Consider the following 23,240-nt stretch of genomic DNA (forward strand, 5'->3'; position numbering starts at 1 on the left):
ACCGCGCCGAGTCAGTTGCGTCCTCCGACTTGGACGAATTGGAAGAGACAGTCATTAGCGTCGCTCTTGTTCGTATTGGAGGTTGCAGTCATTACGGGTTCTGCGAGCGTGTAACCCCGTTACAACCGCTCTTTCGATTTAACTCGATAGGATTCTTCATCTGGGGACTGATGACCGCTCGACAGGCAGAGGCGTTCACATTTGATGGCGGCCGAGTAGACCCCGAGGAAACTGAGGAGTTCCGCTATCCGGTAAGCGAAACCTATCTCGGCGACCCTGTTCGCATTCCAGTCACGATTATTAACGGGCCACGGCCTGGGCCGACCGCATTTCTCTCGGCTGCCATTCACGGTGACGAACTGAACGGCATTGAAGTCGTACGGGAAGTCGCACAGGAATGGAATCACACAGATGTCTGCGGGACAATCGTCTGTCTACCAGTATTGAATGTACAGGGGTTCGTCGCCCAGGAGCGATATCTGCCGATTTACGAGCGCGATCTCAACCGAGCCTTCCCAGGAAAACAGAACAGTACCAGTTCAAACCGAATCGCCTACCAGATTTATCAGAACTTCATCGAACCCTGCGACTTCGGACTCGACTTCCATACGTCGACAAGAGGACGGACGAACATGTTTCACGTCCGTGCCGATATGGATGACGAGGAGACCGCCAGACTCGCCCGCGCGTTCGGAACAAACCTCATAATGGCCGGCGAAGGGTCGTCGGGGATGCTGCGCCGTGAGGCAACGGAAGACGGGATTCCGACGATCACCCTCGAAATGGGCGAGGCCCACCGCTTCGAGAGAAAATTGATTGATCACGCGCTTGACGGGGTCCGAAGCGTCTTCGCTGAGTACGGTATCTACGAGCAGGAGACGGTCCGCTGGCCGGGGTGGCGCACCGTCATTGAGGGCTGGAGCGAAAAGACGTGGCTACGAGCGGATGCAGGAGGAATCGTCGAAATGCACAACGAACGAGGGGACCTCGTTCACGAGGGCGAGACGATTTGTCGAATTACGAATCCGTTTAAGACCGATGAAATAACGGTTGAGGCACCATTTACGGGGCTTCTCGTTGGAATACTCGAAAATCCGGTCGCATATCCCGGAAATCCGCTTTGTCATTTCATTAAAATCGGCAAAATGCAGGAACGAATTATCGAGGCCCAGACCGGAATGCTCCATAAATGACTTTACTCCACCATTTTCCTGTGACTGTATTCGCCTCGAGTCACGGACAAAATACGTGTTCACTTTGGTCAGATTACAGGCGGACGATATAGATTCGGCGTGTTCTACTGCCTTTTTGCACCATTTTCCACAGTTTCCTCACGGTTGTTCGTCTTCGCCAGCGATGTCACAGTCAAGTACGCTGTAAATGTCGACGATGGGTTTCACCTACTAGATCAGCTATAACTAACACGTTCTGGATAGACTGGAACAGAACCGACACGTTCTTTCTGTTAAATCGTTGCCGGGTCGATTTTCCGGCTAACCCATAGGAGGCTCCCGATTAGCAGTAGTGCAGCGATCGGGAGTAAGGCGTTGAACGCAGTCAGTAGTACTCCCGACGCCTGAATCCCGAGTACTAGCAATACGACGGGTCCACAGCACGCTGCGCCGGAGAGCAGTGCCGGGAGACCCGCCAACGCTCCCGTTGAAGAGGAGGCGAGCCCGCACGCCTGTGGTTGCCTCCACGCCAGATATGTGAGCGCGAGATTTATGCCGACTAACCCCGCAAGGCCGAGTCCAATCGCCGTATTCACTGGGGAGAACAGGAAGGTTGCAATCGGAAGTTCAAGTCGAGCGATCGGCTCGAATTGACCGTAACCGATGGGTTCGAACGCCCGAGACAGGGGTTGGTCTACAACAAGCAAGTTGAAACCGCTCCCACCAAGCGTTAGGTGACCCACTGCAACCAGATAGGCGATAAGGTAGAGGACCGCCACTACGAGTAAGACCAGACCCGAGTCACGCCGTCGAAAGGCCATCCCGATTGCAAAACGGGTACGTGAGATTGTTGCACTCAATCGACGGCGGAGACTCCGCCCCTCCTCGCCGATGGATGTCTGCCTAGTCATGGACTCCCGTATTCGGGTACATTCCCACCCAGGCGAACCACATGGCATCGTACCCGTACACGCGGTCGAACGGGAGGTCTGCGGGCGGATACACAGCCCCGTCCGCCACGACATCTCCGTCATCGTAATTTACCGAAGCAGCGTCGGGAACGCGGTAGACGTAGCCGGTGTCGAGGGTGGAATCGTACACCGCGGCGACCGGTGCGTTGCCGAGAGTCCCCGTGATGACGCCCTTCTTACGGAGTGAATCCTTCACAAACGCTGTGGCGTCAGTGGGTGTTCGAACGCCGATAACCACTTTCTTGAGCGGATACCGGTTGTCGTCCTGGAGTCGATCGAACAACGTGTTACTGCTCGCATAGTAGCCTCCTCGCGGATTGTACGTTCCGTAGGGATCGCGGCCGTAGTCCCGGATGTACCCGGTGTCCTCGGAGAGCACCTCCGTGTCGGGGTGGCGTTGCTTCCACTGCTTCCAGGTGGTCCAGACGAGCCGGAACTCCTGGAGCGACTTCCCTTCGTGCGTTCCTTCGATGGCGGTGGCCAACATCTGCGGCCAGCGGCTGTCAGTCGCCCGGTCGTACATCACGAGATTGTTGTTGAGCAGGTCTCCAGAGACGCCGAGGGTCGTCTCGCCCCGCTTGAATCCCATCGCGGTTCCGGTGAGCGGACAGTAGGTGACACTCACCGGCGTTCCGTCGAGGGTGTCGTTCGCTATTTCGTGCCAGACGAGGATGTACTGCGGATAGGCCTTGACGTCCTTCCCTTTCGCGACGCCGAACACGATATCGCCCGGTTGCAGTCGCTCGTCGGCTTCGGCGGCGCCGGTGAATTTGGGCTCGTCGATCGATGGAATCCCATCTTTTGGCGGGCCGCCGGATACAACCTCGTTCTGGAGTTCCTTCAGTCCGTACTCAACCAGGAGCCTCTCGTCAGCAAGCGGTATCTTTCCGCCGTCTTGCAGCCGAGTTGATACGGGCCGACTACTTGCTGCGGCCATGGTCACAACAGAACCCCCTGCCCCCAGCAGGAACGTCCGCCGCGAGATGCGAGCCATATCGGTACTCGGGGTTGAGGAAGGTTAACTCCACCACGGGTGTGTCCGTCTAGAGCACATCCAGATTAGTGACGTCTCAGAATATGCACGGGTACGGTACTTGTTGGCACGGTTGTGCAGGTTGTATGCGTAACCGATCAAGTGTTTTTACGCCGACAGTCGATTGTTCTGACGTTCTAAACACAGAGGTTCGGGGGAAGTGTATGACAACTCAAAGCGACACTGAACGAGGTGAAGCAGTATCACCATTCGAAGTGAAATGGGCTTGGAAGGGTGGCGCCACCGCAGGATTGATTGCGACGTTCGCGATGGGACTCGCCATCAGTGTTGTCCAGCTTTCGACGCTTCAGATCGCGATTGCGGGTCTCTACGGATTTGAGGGGAGTCTGGTGGCCGGTTGGATTGCACACCTCGTACATGGTTCCCTCTTCGGAGTGATCTTCGCGGGCCTGATGGCTGACCCCGGACTCTATCGTGTCAGCGACTCGTTCTCGAAAACAGTCGTCGCGGGTGTCGTATACGGGTTAGTACTCGCTATCATCGGTGCGGGAATTATCATGCCTATCTGGTTCGGGTTGGCTGGCTTTCCGACGCCCCCTTCGATTCCGAACGTCACCGTTCCGCTGCTCATCTGGCACGGCATCTATGGAGTAGTTCTCGGCAGTCTGTTCCCACTGGTTAACCGTCTGTAGTTGATTCTCCGATCAGAGGGATTGAAATTCGAGATGAGGGAAGCTTCGTACACTGAAGGTTGTGACGGCGGGGACTGACGTGAACAGTACCCTAATGTGAGCTTGTGACGTGGTACTGTGAACAGGGATGAGCGACAACTCCGAGAAAACTCACCTCTACCCGAATCGGGACCGACAACTACGGAAAACGAGCGTCTCACGTCGTCGCCTGTTATCCGGTTCCGTAGCCGCTGGCACTGCCATGACTGCTGGATGTGCCGGTACGTCGACCAGCAGGAGCCAGACGGAATCTCTCGAAGAGACAGTTTTCGTATTTAATACCGGCGATAAGACCGTGAGTATCATCGACACTGCGAGCGACGAAGTCGTCGCTACCCCTCATCTAGGTGTGACGGCATCGTTTCCGTCGAACCAGTTTGCACCGAAGCTGACCGATGCTCCGACCGATTCACTGTGGCTCAACGTCGACCGTGGTGTGCGGGCTTTGGAAGTCGGGTCGTTGTCGGAGGTCGCAGCTGTCGACACCGAATCGGGTGCGAACTGGCAGGAACTCACGCCGGACGGGAACCAGCTCGTCGTGAGCGCCCGCGAACCGGTCCACGCGCAGTATCGAATCGACGCCGACCCAGCGTCCGAATCGTTCGGTGAGGTGACCGCCCAACTGGACCGGACTGACGAAGGCGGTCGCGGTGACAGAAACGGGCCGGGTCCCTGTGACGTCACTATCCATCCCGACGGCGAGTACGCCTACGTGCCGGACATCTTCGGGGATACCCTGTCGGTCATCGACATCGAAGCGTTCGAACTCGTGGCCCAGGTATCGGTTACGCCGACTGGGAACACCGACGCCGCCCGACCGTGGATGGGGACGGCGGCCTGGAACGGCGAGGTGATGCTCGTGGAGAACAACGAGGGCGCGACCGGCACCGAGAGTATCTGGGATATCAGCGACCCGGCGGCTCCCACGGAGAAGGTGCGATTGACGAGCGACGACGGACTCGGGAAGCGCCCGCTCACGAGCGAAATCGGCCCCGATTCACGGACTGGCTACGTGTTCACTCCCGGTTCGAACGACATCACCGTAATCGACCTCGACGCCGGTGGGGTGACAGATTGCATCGACCTCGGGGGATCGGCCTTCGTCGGGACGTGGGGACCGAGCCGCGAACGCCTCTACGTGCCGGTGCAAACGAGCGACGAGGTGAAAGTCATCGACCACGCAAGCGGCAAAATCGCCGAGACGATTCCCGTCGGGGCGAAACCCTATGGCGCGACGGCCGGATCAGTTCGTCCCGGAGAGGACGTCGCTGCGAACGTGTTGGGAACGATTGCGGGCCTCGGGGTTGACCTCTCCGAGGCGGGGACGACCTACTGCATCGGAAACTGTGCCTGCGGGCATCGACTGTAGATAATCCGTTTTGTAATGCCAGCTCTACGGATATCGATAGAAACGTCTAACGGTCAAGCGCGACGCAGTAGGATTCCTCGAATGGTGTGTGATAGTCGACGCCGACTCGGTCGTACACCACAGATGGGATACTGATATCCGCGAGATAGAGCGGACACTCTGTTTCCTGAAGCCCTATCTTCGGCAATGCCAACGTGAGTATCTCATCTGGTTCGACTACTGAACCGGGACGCTCGCCGGTCGTCGCGTTGAGCCCCGATGGAACGTCGAGTGACACGACGGGGGCTGGGTATCGTTACAGCTGTCGATGAGGTTCCGAGTCCGTCCACGCGGTTCGCCCTGGAGGCCGTAGCCGATGAGCGAATCGACGATGATGTCCGCGTCGGTACAGAGGTCGGAACCGTCCGAAGTAGTGACAGCGACGTTCATTTCATTGAGGATCAGATACTGGGTTGCGGTGGCACCGTCTAACGCATCGGATGAGCGGTCCAAGACGATAGTAACGGACACGTCGCGATTTGCAAGGTGTCGTGCGCAGGCCAAACCCCCTCCACCGTTTCCACCGTTTCCGGCGAGGACAACTACCTGATCAGGGCCACGTTTAAGAACGCGAACTGTGAGGTTCCGGCCGGCGTTTTCCATCATCTGAAGTAGTTTCAGACCGATATCATCGACGGTAACGCGGTCTATCTCACGCATCTCGTCTGCGGTAACCGCAGGCACGGGAACACCAGCCATCGTCTTGAATGTAGTTTCGCTCATCGGTTCGTTCACCATCGGTGGTATCAGCCCATAGGGTCAAGAGTGTCCTGACGATCCTCGACAGGAACTTGATCCAGTCCGCACTAACCTCGGACAGATGCGTCAAATCAAGCGGCCTTTGTCCGGCGAATCAACATGAAGGATTACTCACTAGAAATGCTGTGCGGCGTGGTGATGTCGATACCTGAGTTTCGTGATTGCCCTGTGGTGGGATGGTGATTCTCCTGTACCACAGCTCAAAACGGGAGATGGCGTAAGGAAGGATGCTCCGTCATGGATTAGTTTCTACACTCCCCTAATTCTAATTTTGGGGTTATATCTGTGATGTACTGCTGAGATACACAGTGTCTAATGAGGAGAAACGGGTGGAAAAACTAGGAGAGAGAAAATAAAGCCTTTTGCCAAAGTCTACAATCGGTATATTTCCCGAAAGAACACCCCAAACAGCGGGGTGTAGAATCTAGTTGGGCCGTCACTCACTTTGAGCTAAGCGAATAAATCATCGCGTCCAGAGGAACGAGGTAGAGAGGCTCTGAGACAGGCGTTCTTGCTCATGAAATTTAGATTATTATTTGAGGTTAAACGCTGATCTCACGTTAGAAACGGGGTGTACTCCGTCGATTTGCGCTATCGTAATTCCTGAGATTGAAGTCTAGAAACCCGTACTACCTGACCGAATCGACTGTTCTGTGGCCACTCTGTTCCTCTACACGCCATTTACGGAATGAATTAGGAGCGTAGATGAACTGGATTTCACTGCGGCCGAAACGCCTGAATTCTACATCAAAACCCTGGATGTACCGGGGAATCCAACTTTAGCGATGATTGACTGAATCGACAGCAACGTAATGGGGAGAACAGAGACCAACGAGTATCCCTGATATTACGTGAAAACCTCTTTTAGCATGGAGAAGTCCAGATCGCGAACCAGTAGCCTTGGTTGAGAAATTACCCCATTGACCCCAGCCTGCGTAATGCAAATTTACACCCCTTCTCACGCCATCACTCCCGGAACACCAGTTGATTGTAACCTGCCTTTGAGGAACCCGAGAAGAATCCTTGACAGGACATAGTCGAATCAACGGGGTGTAACTGGGCACTCAGTAGGACATTACGGATGTGACGGGTTCTCCGTTGGCTGCAAATTAGCATACTGGTGTCCCAACTACGAATTAACATTTTTTCTGGCCCTGAAGCGTGAGGGCCATGTCCTCAGTCGATACACTTCCTGAAAGCAACGTCTGTCCGACGTGTAACCGTGAGTTCGCCTCCGTACGCGGAGTGCGTTTCCATCACACGACCGTCCACGGCGAACATCTCCCTAACCGGCAGTGTACTGATTGTGAGACTGCGTTTTTCGCTCCCAACGGAGATTGGACCCGCTGTGACGACTGGACAACCACACTGCAAGGGCAACGTGATCCGACACGCGGAAACACGACCGGGACTTGCCTCGTCTGTGAGACGACGTTCCAGTACTACCCCTCCGAGAAAGAGGGGCACTACTGTCCAGAGTGTGTCGCCGACGACGATGTTGATTGCACTGTTCACATGCAGTCCTCAGAGCAGGTATCGGTCTCCTGTGCGAACTGTGGCGACCATCAATCTGTGTTTCCCACTGAGGCCATCGAACAAACTCATCACTTCTGCGACCGCGCCTGTTACCGCGAATGGCTATCCACAGCCCAACAGGCCCAAGGAAAGTGGAGTGGAGCAGATATCCCCAACTGGAACGGCGGTGTAAGTACAACCGAATTGTACGGCGAAGGGTGGCCGCAGGCCCGTCGACGGACCCTCGAACGTGACGACCATACCTGCCAGCGGTGTAATGCTACGAAAGCGGACCTCGGCCAAAACCCCGACGTCCATCACATACAACCAGTACGAACGTTCGACGATCCCCGTGACGCCCACACACTCGATAATCTCGTCTGTCTCTGCCGAGCGTGCCACCTCACCGTCGAGCGAGGTACCGCAAGCCTCAGCCTAGACTGACGAACTACAACAAACCCTCCGAGAACAGAGTCTACGGAACCTAGAAAAATTCCTATAATCTGTTTGGAAACGAAAGAAATTTGGAGTGCTCCGTCAGGGATTTGAACCCTGGTCCTTGCCGTGAGAGGGCAAGATGATTGGCCGGACTACACCAACGGAGCGTTCCGTTTCACTTCACGCTCCGAGCATCGACGGACGCGGTCCGTCTCAACACCGGAGCGTACCTCGCGTCTGCACTCTTTCGTAGTCGGACGGACTGTTTAACAGTTGCGCTTTCGGGCCGCCGTGTTCCGGTTCCACACGCCCGTCCCGGCCGTGAACTGTTCATCCGAACGAAACCGCGGCTTTCCGTCCGTCACCGTCCCGGCACGCCGAGTTACCAGTCAGCAAAAACGGAGATGAACGATGGCCGGAGACCCGCAGTCTCCCGTCCGCACCCCGTAATCCGGCCGTCACGGTGGTGACGCGCACGATTCAGCCGCAGAAAAACGGAATCGACGCGGGAGAGCCCCAACCGGTGCGGACTACTCGCCTTCGAGCGGCGAACCGGCGGCGTCGGGTTCGTGGCCTTCGAGGCTGATGATGTTCTCGCGGCCGACCCGGAGCTTGCTGATGTCGCCGTCCTCCTCCATCTCCGAGAGGAGCATGCTCACCTTCGACTTCGACCAGCCGGTCTCGTCGACGATGTTGACCTGCTTCATCCGGCCGCCGTTCTCGTCGAGCAGTTTCTTCACCCGGGCCTCGTCGGTGAGCAGTTCCTCGTCGCTGACCGACGGCTCAGTGGGCGCCGCGCCCCCGTTCCGGGACGCGGCGGCCCCGCCGTCGTCGTTGCCGGGGTCGTCGGTCTCGGCCGCGAACGACCCGAAGTCGCCCTGCCGCCATGCGAACGCGGCGGCCAGTCCGAGGAGGACGACCACGGCGGCGACGAACATCATCAGCGGCGGCCAGCCGTCGCCGTCCGCGGGCGGCTGGCTCGCGTTGGGCGCGGTGGTACCGTCCGGGTCCTCCGCCCCGCCGCCGGCCGACTCGTTCGTCGTCGTGGTCACAGTGGTGGTTCCCTTCACCGGTTTGAACGTCACCTGCGGCCGCTGGTCGATGAAATCGCGCTCGCCCTGCCAGGTCACCGTGTCGCTCGCCGCCAGGGTGCTACCCGAGGGTTGGGCGGACGCCGCCGGCTTGACCGCCACGAACTTGAGCCCCGGTCCGGCGTGGACCACCAGCGACTGGTTCGGTCCGATGTAGAGCCCGCCCTCGAACACGTCCCCGATCTTGATGTTGTCGCTGTTGTCGGTCGAGTAGCCGAACCCGGTCCACTGGAACGACATCTTCACGATGCCGAGGTTGTCGTTGAGCCCGCCGACGTCGGCCGTCTTCGAGAAGGCCTCGGCCGACATCACGCGGTCGGTGCTGTTGTGGCCGGCGCTGGTCAGCTGGCGGGCCTGCCGCTTGAACTCGGTGAACAGCTCCGTCGAGTTGTTGTTGAACTCGTCGGCGAACCGTCGGAACTGCTGGCGCTCGGTCTCGTTGTCGAGCCGCCGCTGGTAGGTGAACGTCCACTCCGCGGTGCCGTTCTCGTAGACGGTGATGTGGAACTCGACGCTGTCGAAGTTGTCGGTCGCGACGAGCGTCTGTGGGGCGCCGGCAACCGCGTTCGAGGCGGTGCCCACCGTCTGCGGGGCGGCGGTCGGTTCGCGCGCGGAGTGACTGCCCGATACCGTCGCTACGGGGGCCGTCCCGACGAGTAACACGACGACAAGGGCGACAGCCAGCAGCCGTCTCATGTACCTTAACCCTCCATTGCCCGGTATAAAAGACCTTTTGACGTGGGCCTGTCACCGGACCGTGGTTCCACGCCGCACGACCCGGGCCGGCGACTGCCAGGCCGTCACGTCCTCCAGGGGGTCGTCCTCCAGCACCACGAGGTCGGCGCGAGCGCCCTCCGTGACCGTGCCGACGTCGTCGAGGCCAAGGAGGTCGGCGGCGTTGACCGTCGCGGCTTCGAGCGCCTCGCGCTCCGAGAGCCCATGGTCGACCAGCAGCGCCAGCTCCTCGGGGATGTCGCCGTGGTAGTTGAACGGTGTCCCGGCGTCGGTTCCCATCGCGACGTCGACGCCGGCGTCGAGCGCGTGGTCGAACGACTCGGCCCACGCCTCCCTGGCGGCCTCGGCCTTCTCGACGGCGAACTCCGGGATGCCGGCCTCGGTACCGGCGTCGACGATGCCGTACAGCGCCTTGCCGGTCGGCACCCAGTAGGTGCCCCGGTCGGCCATCAGCTCGGCCGCCTCGCGGTCCATGAACGTCCCGTGTTCGACGCTGGCGACCCCGGCCCGGACCGCGTGCTTGATGCCGGCGGTGCCGTGGGCGTGGGCCGCGGTCGGCACGCGCTTGGCGTCGGCGGCGGCCACGATGGCCGCAAGCTCCTCCTCGTCGAGTTCGGGCGCGCCGGTCAGCGCGCCCTCTGTCAGGACGCCGCCGGTCGCCATGCACTTGACGACGTCGGCGCCGCGCTTGAGCTGCTCGCGGACCGCCTTCTTGACCTCGGCGACGCCGTCGGCCTCCCGGCCGAACCAGTGGCCGTGGCCCCCGGTCATCACGACGTTCTCGCCGCAGGCCAGCACCCGCGGCCCCTCCAGGCGCCCCCGCTCGACGGCGCGGCCGGCGTCGAGCGCCACGGTCCCCGCGGCGCCGAGGTCCCGGACCGTCGTCACGCCGGCGTCGAGCGCGTCCCGGAGGTTGGCCGCCGCCCGGTAGGCCAGCGCGGCCTCCGAGTCGTCCTTCGCGGTCGCGGGGTCGGGCCGCCCGTCCATCGTGAGGTGGACGTGGGCGTCGACCAGCCCCGGCGCGACGAACCGGCCGTGGGCGTCGATCTCCTCGTCGGCGTCGTCCGGCGCGTCGCCGACCGACACGACGTCGCCGCCCTCGACCGCAACGTCGGCCTCGCGCCGCCCGTGGACGTCCACCACGGTCCCGCCTCGAAGTACGAGCATGCCACTGCCTTCGCACGCCGGCCCCTAAACTCCGTGGTCCCGGCAACGGCCGCTCGGCGGGTCCTGCCGACGTTAGCCTCGACCTAAGCGGCCGACGAGGCGGGGGTCGGCGAGGACTCCGCCCGCCGACGGTGTACAGACGGCGCCGTCGTTGTACAGACTGACTCGCAGAAGTCGTAACAGTGCTGGACCGCGCCGCGATCCGGCCCGGTAGGGTGCCCCTCCGGCGCCCGCAGTTCGTCGCAAAACGCCCCGTCGACGAAAGAACCAACGTCCTCGCAGTCGCACCACCGGGTATGGCAGACGACCCCCTCGACGGGAAGGCGGCACTGGTCACGGGCGCGAGTTCGGGCATCGGCGAGGCCGCGGTCCACGCGCTGGCCCGGGCCGGCGCGAAGGTCGCGCTGGCGTCCCGCCGCGAGAAGGCCCTCTCGGCGGTGGCCCGAGAAGCCGAGGACGAGCACGGCGCCGAGACGCTGGTGGTCCCGACCAACGTCCGGGACGAGGACTCGGTCGAGGGGTCGGTCGAGAGGACCGTCGAGGAGTTCGGACAGCTCGACGTGCTGGTGAACAACGCGGGGCTGGCCCGGGGCGACTCGGTCGAGGACATGACCACGGGCGAGTACGACACGATGATGGAGACGAACGTCGACGGCGCGTTCTACGCCGCCCGGGCCGCGGTCCAGCACCTCCGGGAGACCGAGGGCAACCTCATCTTCGTCGGGAGCTTCGCCGGCAAGTTCCCCCGGCCGTTCAACCCGGTGTACGCCGCCACGAAGTGGTGGCTCCGCGGGTTCGCCCACAGCCTGGAGGGCAACGTCGGCGAGGACGGCGTGGCCGTGACGGTGGTCAACCCCTCGGAGGTCCGCACGGAGTTCGGGTCGGCGTACGGCGAGTCGTTCGCCGAGCGGTTCGACGAGGGCGAGGTCACCGAACCCGAGGAGGTCGCCGAGGCCATCGCGTTCGCGGCCCGCCAGGAGAACTCGACGGTCAGCGAACTCGACCTCTACCGGCGCGACAAGCTCGCCGGGTTCTGAGCGTCTCGGCCGGCGGTTCGTTTCAGTCAGCGGCGACAGAGCCTATTGCCGTTCGCGGCGAGGAATCGAACGTGACGAACCCCGACGACTGGGCCGACGCGCAGGAGACCGAGTCCGTCTCGGTGGACGGAAACGAACTGGAGATGGCATACTACGACGAGGGCGAGGGCGACCCGGTCGTCCTGCTCCACGGCATCCCGACGTGGTCGTTCCTCTGGCGGGACGTCGCCGACGCGCTGAGCGACGAGCGGCGCGTCATCGTTCCGGACATGGTGGGTTACGGCAACTCGTCGATGCGCGACGAGTTCGACCGCTCGATACGCGCCCAGGAGCAGGCGGTCGCCGACCTGCTCGACGGCCTGGGTCTCGACACCGTCTCGTTCGTCGGTCACGACCTGGGCGGCGGGGTCGGACTCCGGTACGCGGTCCATCGGCCCGACGCCGTGGACCGACTCGTCCTGTCGAACGCGGTCGCCTACGACGCGTGGCCCGTCGAACCCATCGTGAACCTCGGTCTCCCGTCCACCGCGAAGGAAAAGAGCGTCGGGGACGTACAGGAACTGCTCGACGGGATGTTCCGCGAGAGCCTGGCGTCCGACGATCCGAGCGACGAGTTCGTCGAGGGGATGAAGGCTCCCTGGAACTCCGAGGAGGGGGTCGTTTCGCTCGTCCGGAACGCGGCCGCGACGAACACCAACCACACGACCGAAATCGACCCGAGCGAGGTCACGGCCGACACCCTGTTGCTGTGGGGCGCCGACGACGAGTTCCAACCCATCTCCTCCGCGGAGCGACTGGACGGCGATATCGAGTCGTCGCGGGTCGTCGGAATAGACGGCGCCAACCACTGGGTCGTCGAAGACAGCCCGGACCGATACACCGAGGAGCTCAGGCAGTTCCTGCTCGCCGAGGAGGCCGAGTAGGAGACAGCTGTCGGCGGGCGTATCGGTTCGTAGCTACGGAAGTGGAGCGACCTTCCTTTCGGCAGTGGCGATACGTGGACACGAGTGGACGTACTCGTCCGGCGAACGCCCCGCGTAGTCCGGAAATCGGCGGAGTCGGCGAACGAGAACCGACCACATTACCGTCGCAGAACTCGACGTGGCAGAGGCCCCCGAAGTGGCGAGTCCGCAGGTTCGCCCACAGCCACGAAGGGAACATGGGCGAGGACGGCGTGACGGTGACGGTGGTCGACCCCTCGGAGGTCCACTCGGAGTTCGGGCCAGCCGCGGCGAGACGTTCGCCGAGCGGTTCGGCGAGGGCGAGGTCACCGAACCCGAGGAGGTCGCCGAGGCCACCGCGGTCGCGGATCGACGGGAGAAGCCGACGAGCGGCGGACTCGACGTCTACCAGCGCCACGAGTTCCCGCGGTTCTGAGTCTACGCCGACGGTGTCTCGACAGCGTCGACGGACACGAGGTGGTCGCGGCCCCACTCGTCCATCGCCTCGATGATCGGCGCGAGCGATTCGCCCCGTTCGGAGAGGGCGTACTCGACCTGGACCGGCTTCTCGTCTACCACGCTTCGTTCCACCAAGTCCTTCTCCTCCATGTCATCGAGGGTGTCCGAGATGACCTTTCCGGTCACGCCACCGATTTCTTCCCGCAACTCGCTGAATCTCAGCGAGTCGTGGACGAGCAACCGGTGGACGACCACGGGGTGCCACTTCCGCCCGAGGAGGTCGGCCGTACACGTGACGGGACACCATTCCTCGCCTGCGCACCAACCTGCGGAACAGGCGTCTTGGTCGGACACACCCTACCGAGGTCATTTGCACGCCTAAAGGTAGTGGCCTGCGTGAAGTTCCCGCTCGGCTGGCGGTTACCATCGGGTAACCGGTTTACGTTGAACTCGGCGTCCATTTACGGGCGACCGGCCACTACACGAGACGTGGGGAAACACCAGATGAGAGAGCACACGTCGCGCCGAAGTTTTCTCAAGACTGCGAGCACCATCGGCGGTATCGCTGTCGGAGCCACGGGGTCAGTCGCCGCCCGACCTTCGTCGGAAACCATCAAGCTCGGAGCGTACCTTTCGGGGTGGTTCCCGACGTCGGGTGAGAATCTCGCCCGAACGCGGAATCCGACGCTGGAGCTGGAGGCCGGCACGCGGTACGAACTCCAGTGGACTAACGGAGACGGTGTGGGTCACGATTTCATCATCCGCAACCGGAACGGCGACTGGGTCGCGGGAACGGAGATGGGCTTCGGGACCGGAACCACGAAGTCGTTCACGTTCACCGCGACCGAGGAGATGGTGTCGTACTACTGTACGGTCCATCCCGTCCAGATGCGCGGGAACATCAACGTCGCGGGACGGACCGATAAGGGGGCGAACGCGACGGTTCCCGACGACCTCAGTCCGGTCAGAGCGAAGTCGTCGGTCACGTTCGAGGAGAAGGAGGTGACCGGGAAGGCAGTCACCGTCGAATCGACGACGCTCCCGGAGGGCGGCTTCGTCGTCGTCCACACGCCACGACTGAAGAAGCGTCCGAGAACGATCCAGGACGTGTTCAAAAGCATCGTGGGCTGGTCGGACTATCTCGAACCGGGTACCCACGAGAACGTGACAGTCCCCATAGAAGGGAGAGGAGCCGAGTACGACGCGAGCAAATACAGGAAACTGATCGCGATGAACCACCGCGACACCGACGAGAACCAGCAGTACGACTTCATCGACTCGGGCGCGCAGGCCGACTGGCCGTACTTCACGCCCCGGGGTAGACCGGTCGTCGACCCCGCGAAGATCGGCGGAACCGGAAACTGAAGGGCGCCGTCGACCATGCTGCGAGAGCCGCGACCGGGTACCGTGGGTCTCACAGCTATATACGGCGTCGTGTCGTACCTGAAACGACTCCGAGATGCTTCGGGACATCCCTCGAAGGCTACGAAGGGCAACGAATCGCCCCTTGATCTGGTTTCTCGTTACCGGAGACCGATTGGTGGTCGCCGGACTCCTGCTGGCACTCCTGTTACTCGTCTTCCAACTCCTCGAACTGCTCGACCTCCTGAGACTGCGTGTAACGACGCCACTGTACTACCTGTTCAGCACGCTCGTCGGCGGTAACCTCACCCTGATAACCGTCGTACTGTCGATCAACCAGCTCGTCCTCTCGCGCGAACTGGAATCGCCCGGTCCGTTACGCGAGGAGGTCGAGAACGTGGCCGACTACCGTCGTACCGTCGCCGAAACGGCCGGTCGAAGCGTGACACCGCTCGAACCGCCGAAATTCCTCCGACTGCTCGTCCAGGCGACGCGACAGCGGGCGCAGCGACTCGGGGGACTGACCGCGCATGCGGGTGACCCCCAACTCCGAGACGAGGTAGACCACCTCGTAACGCACGTTACCGAGAACACCGAACGGGTGAATCGACTGCTCGAACGGTCGGAAGTGAAACCGTTCGAGGTCCTGTTCGCGGCCCTCACCACGGACTACGAGAGACCCCTTCACCGGGCGCGACGAATACGAGCGACCCGCGAGACGGAGCTCTCGCCCGACGTCGTCGAGTGCGTCGACGACCTCATAGAGGCGCTGGAGCAGATATACGTCACCAGAAACTACTTCAAGACGATGTTCTTCCAGAAGGAGCTGGCCTACCTGTCGCGCGTACTCCTCTACGTCGGGCTTCCGTCCGAGGCGTTGTTGGCGGTGGGGTTCCTCGTGTTCGCCAGCACCACCGGCACCGCACTACCGACTACGGTTCCCCCCGCGGCCATTCCGGTCGCAGTGACGGTCGGGTTCGCACCGCTGGCCGTCCTGTTCGCGTTCGTCGTCCGCATCGCGATAGTGGCTCAACGAACCGCGGAGATTATCCCGTTCAGGGCGCCCCAGAACGTTCCGTGACCGCCTCGGCGACCTTCTCGATGGGGTGGGGCGGCTCGCCCCGGAGCCCCTCCCAGTCGCCGAGCTGCGACCGGCAGGACGCGCCGGGCGCGACCACCGTCTCGCCGCCGCTGTCGGCGACCTGCTCAAAGAGGATCTCGCCGATCTTCCGGCTCATCGAGTAGTGCTCGGCCTCGTAGCCGAACGACCCGGCCATCCCGCAGCAGCCCGAGTCGAGCGCGTCGACCTCGTAGCCCGCCTCGCGGAGCACGTTGGCGGCGTGGACGTCCTTCTTGGTCGCCTTCTGGTGGCAGTGACCGTGGTAGGTCAGCGTCTCGGCGGGCGCGTCGAACGACAGGTCGAGGTCGAAGCTGTCGAGGTACTCGCAGACGCCGTAGGTGTTGGCGGCAACCCGCTCGGCCGCGGTCGCGAGGTCCTCCTCGTTCGCGGGGTCGCTCGCCTCGCTCGCGGAGTCGCCCGCGATTCCACCGTCGTCGCCCCAGCCGCCGTCGCCGGCCACTCCCTCTTCAGAATCAGCCACCCCGGCCTCGGGGTCGGCCGTCCGAGGCTCGGTGTACTGCCCGCCGGAGCGACTCGCCTCGGGGCTCTCGCCCGCGCCGAGCAGGTCGAGGTAGTCCGATTGGAGCATCACCGCGTCGGAGGGCTCGACCACGACCACGTCCCAGCCGTCCCGGACCTTGGGCGCGAGCGCCTCGACGTTGGTCCGGGCGCGCTCGCGGGACTTGTCGAGGAATCCCTTCGAGTGGGCTGGCCGGCCGCTGTCGGTCACGCCGGCGGGCAGCCGGACGCGGACCCCCGCGGCCTCAAGGACCCGGACCGCGGCCTTGCCCGCCTCCGGGTGGTTGTGGTTGGTGTAGGTGTCGGGGAACAGCGCGACCTTCCGGGTCGCCTCCGACTCCGGGACCTGCGGGCCGCCGCGGGCCGCGAACCAGTCCTCGAGCGTCTCGCGGTGGAACGTCGGCAGCGAGCGCTCGCCGGCGATGCCGAGGGCCTTCTCCATCGCGGTCCGGGCGCCGGGCACCGCGCTCGCCCAGTTCGAGAGCGGCGCGAGCGCGCTCCCGACCTTCGAGAGCGTGCCGATCTCGGCGAACAGGCGCTCGCGGAGGCTCGCGCCGTGTCGCTGGTGGTGCTCGTGTTCGATCTCGGCCTTGAGCTTGGCCATGTCGACCTCGCTGGGGCAGTCGCGGGCGCAGCCCTTGCAGCCGATGCAGAGGTCCATCACCTCGGCCATGAACTCGACGTCGAACTGCTCGCCCTCGGGGAGGTCGCCCGACATGGCCTGCCGGAGCAGGTTGGCCCGGCCGCGGGTGGCCGTGATCTCCTCGTCGGCCGCCCGGTAGGTCGGACACATCACGCCCCCGGTGGTGTCCTGGCCGCCGCGACAGCCGCCGCAGCCGTGGCAGAGCTCGACCATCCCCTGGAAGCCGTTCTCGTTCGCCCAGTTCAGTTCGGGCGCGAATCCGGCCGAGAACTCGTAGTCGGGGTCGAACCGGAGGTGCTCGGTCATGTCGTGGTCGCCGCAGACGTTGCCCGGATTCAGCAGCCAGTCGGGGTCGAACGCCGACTTGAGGTCCCGGAAGACGTTCCAGACGTGCTCGCCGTAGAGCTTCCTGTTCCACTGGGTCCGGGCCCGGCCGTCGCCGTGCTCGCCCGAGACGCTTCCGCCGTACTCGACCACGAGGTCGGTCGCGGCGTCGGCGATCGACTCCATCTGGTTGATGCCGGCGGGCGACTTGGTGTTGATCAGCGGCCGGATGTGGAGGCAGCCCGGACCGGCGTGGGCGTAGAAGCTGGCGAAGGTGTCGTTGTCCTCGAGCACCTGCCGGAAGTCGGCGACGTACTCCGCCAGGTTCTCGGGGGGCACCGCGGCGTCCTCGATGAACGAGATGTGCTTGGCGTCGGAGGTCCGCGACAGCAGGATGGGGAGCCCGGACTTCCGGAGCTTCCAGAACCGGGCGCGCTCGGCCTCGTCGTGGGCCTCCAGCGCCTCGAACGCCAGGTCGCCCTCCCGGTCGGCGAGCAGGTCCGCGACCTTCTCCTTCCCGTCCTCGTCGTCCTCGGCGTAGAACTCCACGAGCAGCACCGAGTTCGTCCCCTCGGGGAGCATCCCGACCACGTCGGCGAACTCCTCGGTGTCGCGGGCGAGGTCGATGAGCACGTCGTCGAGCACCTCGACGGCAGAGGGGTCGTGCTCCAGGATGGCGGCCACGTCCTCCATCGCGTCGAGCAGGTCGCCGTAGGCCAGCAGGGCCATCGACTTGGTCTCCGGGACGGGCTCGAGGCTCACCTCCGCCTCGGTGATGGTGGCCAGCGTCCCCTCGCTGCCCGCGAGCAGTCGGGCGAGGTTGACCGTGCCGTCCTCCGCCTCGTCCGCGAGCCTGTCCAGATTGTACCCCGAGACGTTGCGCTTGAGCTGCGGGTAGACGTCCTCGATGGCCTCGGTCTCCTCGTCCAGAATCCGGGCGACTTCGGCGTAGATGCGCTCCTCGAGGTCGCCCTCCGGGTCGCCGCGCTCGCGGAGGTCGTCGACGGCCACCTCGCCGAACGTGGTCACGGTCCCGTCGGCGAGCACGACCTCGCACTCCTCGACGTAGGCGTCTGTCTTGCCGTACTTCAGCGAGTGCGAGCCGGTCGAGTTGTTGCCGATGGCGCCGCCGAGCGCCGACTTGTCGCCCCACGCCGGGTCGGGCGCGAACTTCAGCCCGTGGGGCGCGAGCTCCTCGTTGAGTTCGCCCAGCACCGCGCCCGGCTGGGCCCTGGCGGTCGGGGGCTCGTCGTCGGGACTGACGTCGAGCACGGCGTCCATGTGCCGGGTGAAGTCGAGCACGACCGCCTCGTTGACCGCCTGGCCCGCGAGGCTGGTACCCCCACCGCGCGGCAGGACCGGGACTTCGCGGTCGGCGCAGTACTCCATCACCGCCGCCACGTCGTCGGTGTCGGTGGGGAAGACGACGCCGATGGGGGTCATCTCGTAGGCGCTGGCGTCGGTGGCGTAGAGCTGCCGGGAGTAGCTGTCGAAGCGCACGTCGCCGTCGACCCGGGCCGACAGGTCCGAGACCAGTCCGGGCCGGACGGAGCCGTCGGACTCGTAGTCGTAGTCCGCGCGGGCGTCCAGCGCCGGGTCCTGCGCGTCGTGGGTAGCCATACCGCGAGTACGGACGGCACCCCGAAAAGTGGTGCGCTCGTTCGTGGGCGTCGCCGCGACGCGGACCCCGGTCGGTGGCCCCTCTGGGCGAACTGCCGAGAAGACCGCCGCGTCAGTCGTCGGCGTGCCCGGCCGACGAGGACCACGCGCCCTCCGTCGGTTCCGACTCCTCGTCGCCGGAACCGTCGCGACCGAGTGGACGATCCGACGCGGCCGCCAGCGCCGACCGGCGCAGCGACGCGGCGAGCGCGGTCGGGCGGACCGACGCCGCGAGCGACCGCATCGCGTCGCGGTGGAGCACGGCGAATCCGGCGAAGATGGCGGCGAAGCCGGCGACCGTCGAGGCCGACACCACCTCGCCCAGCACCGCCCAGCCCGCGAGCGTCGCCACGACCGGTTCGAGGTAGCCGACGAGGTGGAGCTTCGTCGGCCCGATCCTGTCGAGCAGCCGGAAGTACAGCAGGAAGGCCACGACGCCCGAGAGCAGCGTCAGGTAGGCCAGCGACGCCAGCGCGGTCGGGGTCGGCCGGATCGCCGAGAGCGACTCGCCGCGGAGTGCGCCCCAGCCCAGCAGCAGCGCCGCCCCGCCGAGCATCGACCACGCCTGGAGCGCGGCGGCCGGCAGGTCGGTCCGGAGCGGCCGGGTCAGGACCCCGCCGAGCGCGAAGCAGGCCGCGCCCAGCAGGACCAGCCCGACCCCCACCACGCTGGTCGAGAGCGCGCTCGTCGGGTCGAAGCCGGCGACGACCGCCACGCCCGCGATCCCGAGCGCGAAGCCCAGGCCCTCGGTGAGACCCAGGCGCTCGTCCAGCACCGCGGCCGCGAAGCCGGCGGTCAGGACCGGCGCGAGACTGACCACGACGGCCGCGATCGCGCCCGAGACGCGGCGCTCGCCGAGGTAGAGCAGGCCGTGGTAGCCCGCGATGACGAGCGCGCCGACGACCCCGACCGCGAGGTACTCCTCGCGGGTCCGGGGCCGCCAGCGGTCGGTCGCGTACGCCGCGTAGCCCAGGATGACCGCGCCGGCGATCGCGTACCGGACCCCGGCGAACGCCAGCGGCGGGAAGTAGTGGAGGCCGACCTCGATGGCGGTGAACGACCCGCCCCAGAGCGTGGCGAGCAGTACGAACATCAGCGGTAGAAGTGGGAGTCGACTCCCAATATCTCGCGAAATCATGTCTCTGTTACAAACGTCGAAGACGGTCGTGCTTAAATCCTTCTACAACAGACTGCGCTATAGATTGAAACAGAGTCGAAAATCAGGACGTAGTTAGGAACTATCGTTCGCAAACCGGCCGAGAGTCGTTGTTGGATGATGATTATATTAGGGTTCTCGGGCCCGTCGCGGCGAGGGACCTGCCGTTAAGTAGGCGGGGCGCAATGTGACCGTCAATGGACGAGCGCGACGTGACCATCCTGAAGGCCATCGCGGACCTCGGCACCGGCAGCCCGGAGCGGCTCAGCGAGGAGACCGACATCCCGGTCTCGACCATCCACTACCGGCTGAACAACCTCCGGGAGGAGGGCATCATCGAGAACGACCTCTACGACATCAACCTCGAGAAGGCCGGCCTGGGCGTCACGGTGCTGGTGGAGGTGCTGGCCGACTACAGCGACTCCTACGAGGAGTTCGGCCAGAAGCTGCTCGACGTCGAGGGGGTCACCCAGGCGTACTTCGCCATGGGCGAGACCGACTTCATCCTGGTCGCCCGACTCCCCGACAGCGACGCGGTCGAACGGCTCATCAGCGAGTTCGAGGCCATCGACGGCGTCGAGCGCACCAACTCGACGTTCGTCATCTCGACGCTGCGAGACACCGACAACCCCCTGGAGAGCTACAGCCTGGAGACGCTGATCGAGGAGTTGGCCGACGAGTAGAAGATTCGGGTCAGTAGTCAGTGAAATCTTTGACGGTGTGCACGTTTCTTCTTTCTCTCGTAGCTACTTCTTGATCCTATCTCCCACTTATATTCAAATCCCGGTAGTGGACTTCCCATCCATTCTAGCATTGATTTCGACTCATCGACGCTGAGATAGTACATATGCCGATTTCTCTTGATGCTGAACCCTGCTCGCTCAAAGAGTTCAGTAACGAATTCCTCTCTACCAGACTCGTTCCTACTAGTGAACTGAATTTTGGCGCTATAATCACGCATCCAGTTCACTGTCCCATCACAGACGTACCAGTACTTCGCAATAACAGGAGTCAACTCTAAATCGTCGGGGAATCGCTTTCCGTCTTCCGTGTACCAATTCTTAAACCGTTGAAAATATGGTAGACGACGGGTCCGAATTATGTAGATATCGTTATATTCTTCGGGATGGACAGGCCAGTCTCTGTCTTCTCTTTTTTCGTTGTATCTGTAGGACTCCCTCACTGTCCTTGTTACCTTTAGGCTAGTAGTTATCGGTTTCAGTTTCTCGTGAACGAACTCCATGAAGCGCCTGTTCACGTTGTTCCATCGCATGTACGGGTTCTCACTGTCGTGGGAGGCCAAACTTCCATCACCCATGAGAATTCCCGTGAGAATTTCGTCTGTTTCCGAAGTCGGAGTCGGGTATTCGCAGTCTGACCGGGCCCAGTGGGTTCCCAAACGATCGAACTGATCGCCACACGACGGACAGGTTTCGCCGGTAGTCACATCCGACTATCGTGGCGTAATATTATAAAAACATCAGGTTAGGATACTGACCTACGGCGCCAATCGGTTCTTCCGATTCTTCATGTTCTCCTCGTAGTACTCGAAGGTGATGGGGCACCACTCCTTTGCCAGATCAAGAACACGTTCTGTCATGTCCCGAATCTCCCATTGACTGTCCGCCGCCGCCCGTAAATCCGCCACGTGCATTAGCATCCGGGCGTTCATCGACATCACCATGTTGACCTCGGTCCCGATGGGGAGGACGAACCGGGCGTCCTCGGGCGGCATCCCGAGGTCGAGCAGTTCCTGGTAGTCCTCGACCGAACGCTTGACCGACTCCCGGAAGACGGCCTCGCGCTTCTCGACGGTCTCCTCGTCGACCGCGCCGGTCTTCTGGTTGCGGCCGACCCAGTCCGGGTCGTTCGCCGACGGCGGCGTGACGACCATCTCGCCCTCGCCGACGTCCTCGGGGTCGACCTCGTCGAAGGAGACGTAACGCATACTGCGCACGTCGAAACTCACGTGGCGGTGACGGGTGATCTGGGCCATGCAGGACCGGCTGATTCCCTTCACCGCAAAAGTCGCTTGCGCGTGCTCGAACGGCCCGAAATGGCCGTGGCTGAGGAGGTGGCCGATGAGCGTCTCCTTCTTCTCCTCGATGTCTTCTCCTTCGACCGTCGCCATGATTTCTTCGAACGATCTGTCCCCCACGAACTCCTCCATGTAATCGTTGCGCGCCGCCGAGCAGATGACCTCCTCTGGATTCTCGGTCGCTTCGAGCAGTTTGACTTCCATGGTCGTTACTTGGTCTGTGTCGTACTGTTCGTATAAAACTCTCTTTTCGACGATTGATACTCCTCCTTACTTCCCGTCACGAACTTGTACTCGAACCCAGATGGTGGAGCACCGACGTAGTCGAAGAACCACTCCGTTTCGTCGCTCGTTAACATCAACCGTCCTCCGTTGAACTTCGGATCGATTGGTGTGGGTTCGAACAACGAGTTTACGTATCCTGGACGATCTGATTCGTTCTCGACGGAAATCCACACTTGTGGACGGGTGTGTCCCTTGTTTCCCCAGATGAGATTCCCGTCGCACACGTACCACGCCTTTAGAATTCGCGGTGAAAGACGTAGTTTGTCGGGAAATCGTTTCTGCTGATTCGTGTACCACTCCTCGAATTCGTTTAGCTCTGGATGCCGAGCCGTCGTCAGTACGTACTGATCCCGAATTTCGTAGTTGAGCGAGGAGAATCGGTCATAATTTGACTTCCTGTTCTCCTCCCGTATCTGCATCGCCGTTCGTTTCAGAGCGACACCGTTCGATAGCCACGATAATTTCTCGTCTAGCCACTCAAGGAACGTTTTATTGATGTTCGTGACCTCCAATCGGACGTTCTTCGTAGACGATGGGCTGTGAATTGTCCCGTCACCCATGAGAACTCCGACGAGGAGTTGTTTCACCGAACCCGGAATCGGAGGGTAAGAACACCTACTCGACATCGCCCAATGTTGGGCGAGTCGCTCATACTCTGCGCCGCAGCGGGGACATGATCCGACACCCATACCATCGACAATTTAGTTAATTTGGTC

At 62.5% G+C, this 23,240-nt stretch carries 20 protein-coding genes, 1 tRNA gene and 1 pseudogene; 10 read left to right on the forward strand and 12 right to left on the reverse strand.

The window, feature by feature from the left end; all coding sequences use genetic code 11:
* The first annotated feature begins 170 nt into the window (after nucleotides 1–170).
* Nucleotides 171–1,193, forward strand: coding sequence for a succinylglutamate desuccinylase/aspartoacylase family protein (locus tag ACQUQF_RS11315; RefSeq protein ID WP_435178810.1), 1,023 nt, complete (start codon nucleotides 171–173; stop codon nucleotides 1,191–1,193).
* Nucleotides 1,194–1,465: 272 nt separating this feature from the next.
* Here the strand turns inward: ACQUQF_RS11315 and ACQUQF_RS11320 are convergent, their stop codons facing one another.
* A complete protein-coding gene (locus ACQUQF_RS11320) occupies nucleotides 1,466–1,951 on the reverse strand; it encodes a hypothetical protein (RefSeq protein ID WP_435178812.1) in 486 nt (161 codons plus the stop codon).
* A 124-nt stretch (nucleotides 1,952–2,075) separates the two neighbouring features.
* Entirely contained in the window at nucleotides 2,076–3,137 is a 1,062-nt protein-coding gene (locus ACQUQF_RS11325; RefSeq protein ID WP_435178814.1) for a DUF3179 domain-containing protein, read from the reverse strand.
* A gap of 203 nt (nucleotides 3,138–3,340) precedes the next feature.
* On the opposite strand from ACQUQF_RS11325, the gene ACQUQF_RS11330 reads away from it, so the two are divergent.
* Both ACQUQF_RS11330 and ACQUQF_RS11335 read left to right on the forward strand, forming a co-directional pair.
* The gene (locus tag ACQUQF_RS11330) at nucleotides 3,341–3,829 is read left to right on the forward strand and encodes a histidine kinase (RefSeq protein WP_435178816.1); all 489 of its coding nucleotides are present in this window, start codon (nucleotides 3,341–3,343) and stop codon (nucleotides 3,827–3,829) included.
* A 334-nt stretch (nucleotides 3,830–4,163) separates the two neighbouring features.
* A complete protein-coding gene (locus ACQUQF_RS11335; RefSeq protein ID WP_435178818.1) occupies nucleotides 4,164–5,237 on the forward strand; it encodes a hypothetical protein in 1,074 nt (357 codons plus the stop codon).
* 46 nt (nucleotides 5,238–5,283) lie between these two features.
* Here ACQUQF_RS11335 and ACQUQF_RS11340 read toward each other — a convergent pair.
* A pseudogene (locus tag ACQUQF_RS11340) lies at nucleotides 5,284–6,014 on the reverse strand (NAD(P)H-hydrate epimerase).
* A gap of 1,536 nt (nucleotides 6,015–7,550) precedes the next feature.
* On the opposite strand from ACQUQF_RS11340, the gene ACQUQF_RS11345 reads away from it, so the two are divergent.
* Nucleotides 7,551–7,994, forward strand: a complete 444-nt coding sequence (locus ACQUQF_RS11345) for an HNH endonuclease (RefSeq protein WP_435179527.1) — start codon at nucleotides 7,551–7,553, stop codon at nucleotides 7,992–7,994.
* 86 nt (nucleotides 7,995–8,080) lie between these two features.
* Here the strand turns inward: ACQUQF_RS11345 and ACQUQF_RS11350 are convergent.
* From ACQUQF_RS11350 to ACQUQF_RS11360, 3 genes are all read right to left on the reverse strand, one after another.
* Nucleotides 8,081–8,155, reverse strand: a tRNA-Glu gene (locus tag ACQUQF_RS11350).
* A gap of 363 nt (nucleotides 8,156–8,518) precedes the next feature.
* On the reverse strand, nucleotides 8,519–9,775 hold the full coding sequence (locus ACQUQF_RS11355) for a helix-turn-helix transcriptional regulator (protein WP_435178820.1): 1,257 nt from the start codon (nucleotides 9,773–9,775) through the stop codon (nucleotides 8,519–8,521).
* 51 nt (nucleotides 9,776–9,826) lie between these two features.
* Entirely contained in the window at nucleotides 9,827–10,981 is a 1,155-nt protein-coding gene (locus tag ACQUQF_RS11360) for an amidohydrolase family protein (protein WP_435178822.1), read from the reverse strand.
* A 296-nt stretch (nucleotides 10,982–11,277) separates the two neighbouring features.
* Between ACQUQF_RS11360 and ACQUQF_RS11365 the strand changes: the two genes are divergently transcribed.
* The 3 genes from ACQUQF_RS11365 to ACQUQF_RS11375 all read left to right on the forward strand — a co-directional run bounded on the left by ACQUQF_RS11365 (nucleotide 11,278) and on the right by ACQUQF_RS11375 (nucleotide 13,395).
* Nucleotides 11,278–12,018, forward strand: a complete 741-nt coding sequence (locus tag ACQUQF_RS11365; protein WP_435178824.1) for an SDR family oxidoreductase — start codon at nucleotides 11,278–11,280, stop codon at nucleotides 12,016–12,018.
* Between the two features lie 71 nt (nucleotides 12,019–12,089).
* The gene (locus ACQUQF_RS11370; RefSeq protein WP_435178827.1) at nucleotides 12,090–12,941 is read left to right on the forward strand and encodes an alpha/beta fold hydrolase; all 852 of its coding nucleotides are present in this window, start codon (nucleotides 12,090–12,092) and stop codon (nucleotides 12,939–12,941) included.
* A gap of 178 nt (nucleotides 12,942–13,119) precedes the next feature.
* Complete coding sequence (locus tag ACQUQF_RS11375; RefSeq protein ID WP_435178829.1) at nucleotides 13,120–13,395, forward strand: hypothetical protein; 276 nt, start codon at nucleotides 13,120–13,122, stop codon at nucleotides 13,393–13,395.
* A 2-nt stretch (nucleotides 13,396–13,397) separates the two neighbouring features.
* Here the strand turns inward: ACQUQF_RS11375 and ACQUQF_RS11380 are convergent, their stop codons facing one another.
* Nucleotides 13,398–13,772: a winged helix-turn-helix transcriptional regulator gene (locus tag ACQUQF_RS11380; protein WP_435178831.1), complete on the reverse strand. Its 375-nt coding sequence runs from the start codon at nucleotides 13,770–13,772 to the stop codon at nucleotides 13,398–13,400.
* Between the two features lie 42 nt (nucleotides 13,773–13,814).
* On the opposite strand from ACQUQF_RS11380, the gene ACQUQF_RS11385 reads away from it, so the two are divergent.
* Both ACQUQF_RS11385 and ACQUQF_RS11390 read left to right on the forward strand, forming a co-directional pair.
* Nucleotides 13,815–14,783 carry a cupredoxin domain-containing protein gene (locus ACQUQF_RS11385; protein ID WP_435178833.1) on the forward strand — a complete coding sequence of 323 codons (969 nt, stop codon included), beginning with the start codon at nucleotides 13,815–13,817 and terminating at the stop codon, nucleotides 14,781–14,783.
* 175 nt (nucleotides 14,784–14,958) lie between these two features.
* Nucleotides 14,959–15,861 carry a hypothetical protein gene (locus ACQUQF_RS11390; protein WP_435179532.1) on the forward strand — a complete coding sequence of 301 codons (903 nt, stop codon included), beginning with the start codon at nucleotides 14,959–14,961 and terminating at the stop codon, nucleotides 15,859–15,861.
* Here ACQUQF_RS11390 and ACQUQF_RS11395 read toward each other — a convergent pair.
* Both ACQUQF_RS11395 and ACQUQF_RS11400 read right to left on the reverse strand, forming a co-directional pair.
* The gene (locus ACQUQF_RS11395; protein WP_435178835.1) at nucleotides 15,836–19,006 is read right to left on the reverse strand and encodes an FAD-binding and (Fe-S)-binding domain-containing protein; all 3,171 of its coding nucleotides are present in this window, start codon (nucleotides 19,004–19,006) and stop codon (nucleotides 15,836–15,838) included. The genes ACQUQF_RS11390 and ACQUQF_RS11395 overlap by 26 nt on opposite strands.
* A gap of 112 nt (nucleotides 19,007–19,118) precedes the next feature.
* Complete coding sequence (locus tag ACQUQF_RS11400; RefSeq protein ID WP_435178837.1) at nucleotides 19,119–20,138, reverse strand: DMT family transporter; 1,020 nt, start codon at nucleotides 20,136–20,138, stop codon at nucleotides 19,119–19,121.
* Between the two features lie 260 nt (nucleotides 20,139–20,398).
* Here ACQUQF_RS11400 and ACQUQF_RS11405 point away from each other — a divergent pair, with 260 nt between their 5' ends.
* On the forward strand, nucleotides 20,399–20,884 hold the full coding sequence (locus ACQUQF_RS11405; RefSeq protein ID WP_435178839.1) for an Lrp/AsnC family transcriptional regulator: 486 nt from the start codon (nucleotides 20,399–20,401) through the stop codon (nucleotides 20,882–20,884).
* A 17-nt stretch (nucleotides 20,885–20,901) separates the two neighbouring features.
* On the opposite strand, the gene ACQUQF_RS11410 is transcribed toward ACQUQF_RS11405, so the two are convergent.
* From ACQUQF_RS11410 to ACQUQF_RS11420, 3 genes are read right to left on the reverse strand one after another with little or no spacing between them, the layout of a single operon-like run.
* Nucleotides 20,902–21,648 (reverse strand): hypothetical protein, encoded by a 747-nt coding sequence (locus tag ACQUQF_RS11410; RefSeq protein WP_435178842.1) that lies wholly within the window; start codon nucleotides 21,646–21,648, stop codon nucleotides 20,902–20,904.
* A gap of 51 nt (nucleotides 21,649–21,699) precedes the next feature.
* On the reverse strand, nucleotides 21,700–22,443 hold the full coding sequence (gene thyX / locus ACQUQF_RS11415; RefSeq protein ID WP_435178844.1) for an FAD-dependent thymidylate synthase: 744 nt from the start codon (nucleotides 22,441–22,443) through the stop codon (nucleotides 21,700–21,702).
* 5 nt (nucleotides 22,444–22,448) lie between these two features.
* Nucleotides 22,449–23,213: a hypothetical protein gene (locus ACQUQF_RS11420; RefSeq protein ID WP_435178847.1), complete on the reverse strand. Its 765-nt coding sequence runs from the start codon at nucleotides 23,211–23,213 to the stop codon at nucleotides 22,449–22,451.
* Between the last annotated feature and the right edge of the window lie 27 nt (nucleotides 23,214–23,240).

Origin of the sequence: Halorussus sp. AFM4, assembly GCF_051194995.1 — an archaeon.
Taxonomy (GTDB): domain Archaea; phylum Halobacteriota; class Halobacteria; order Halobacteriales; family Haladaptataceae; genus Halorussus.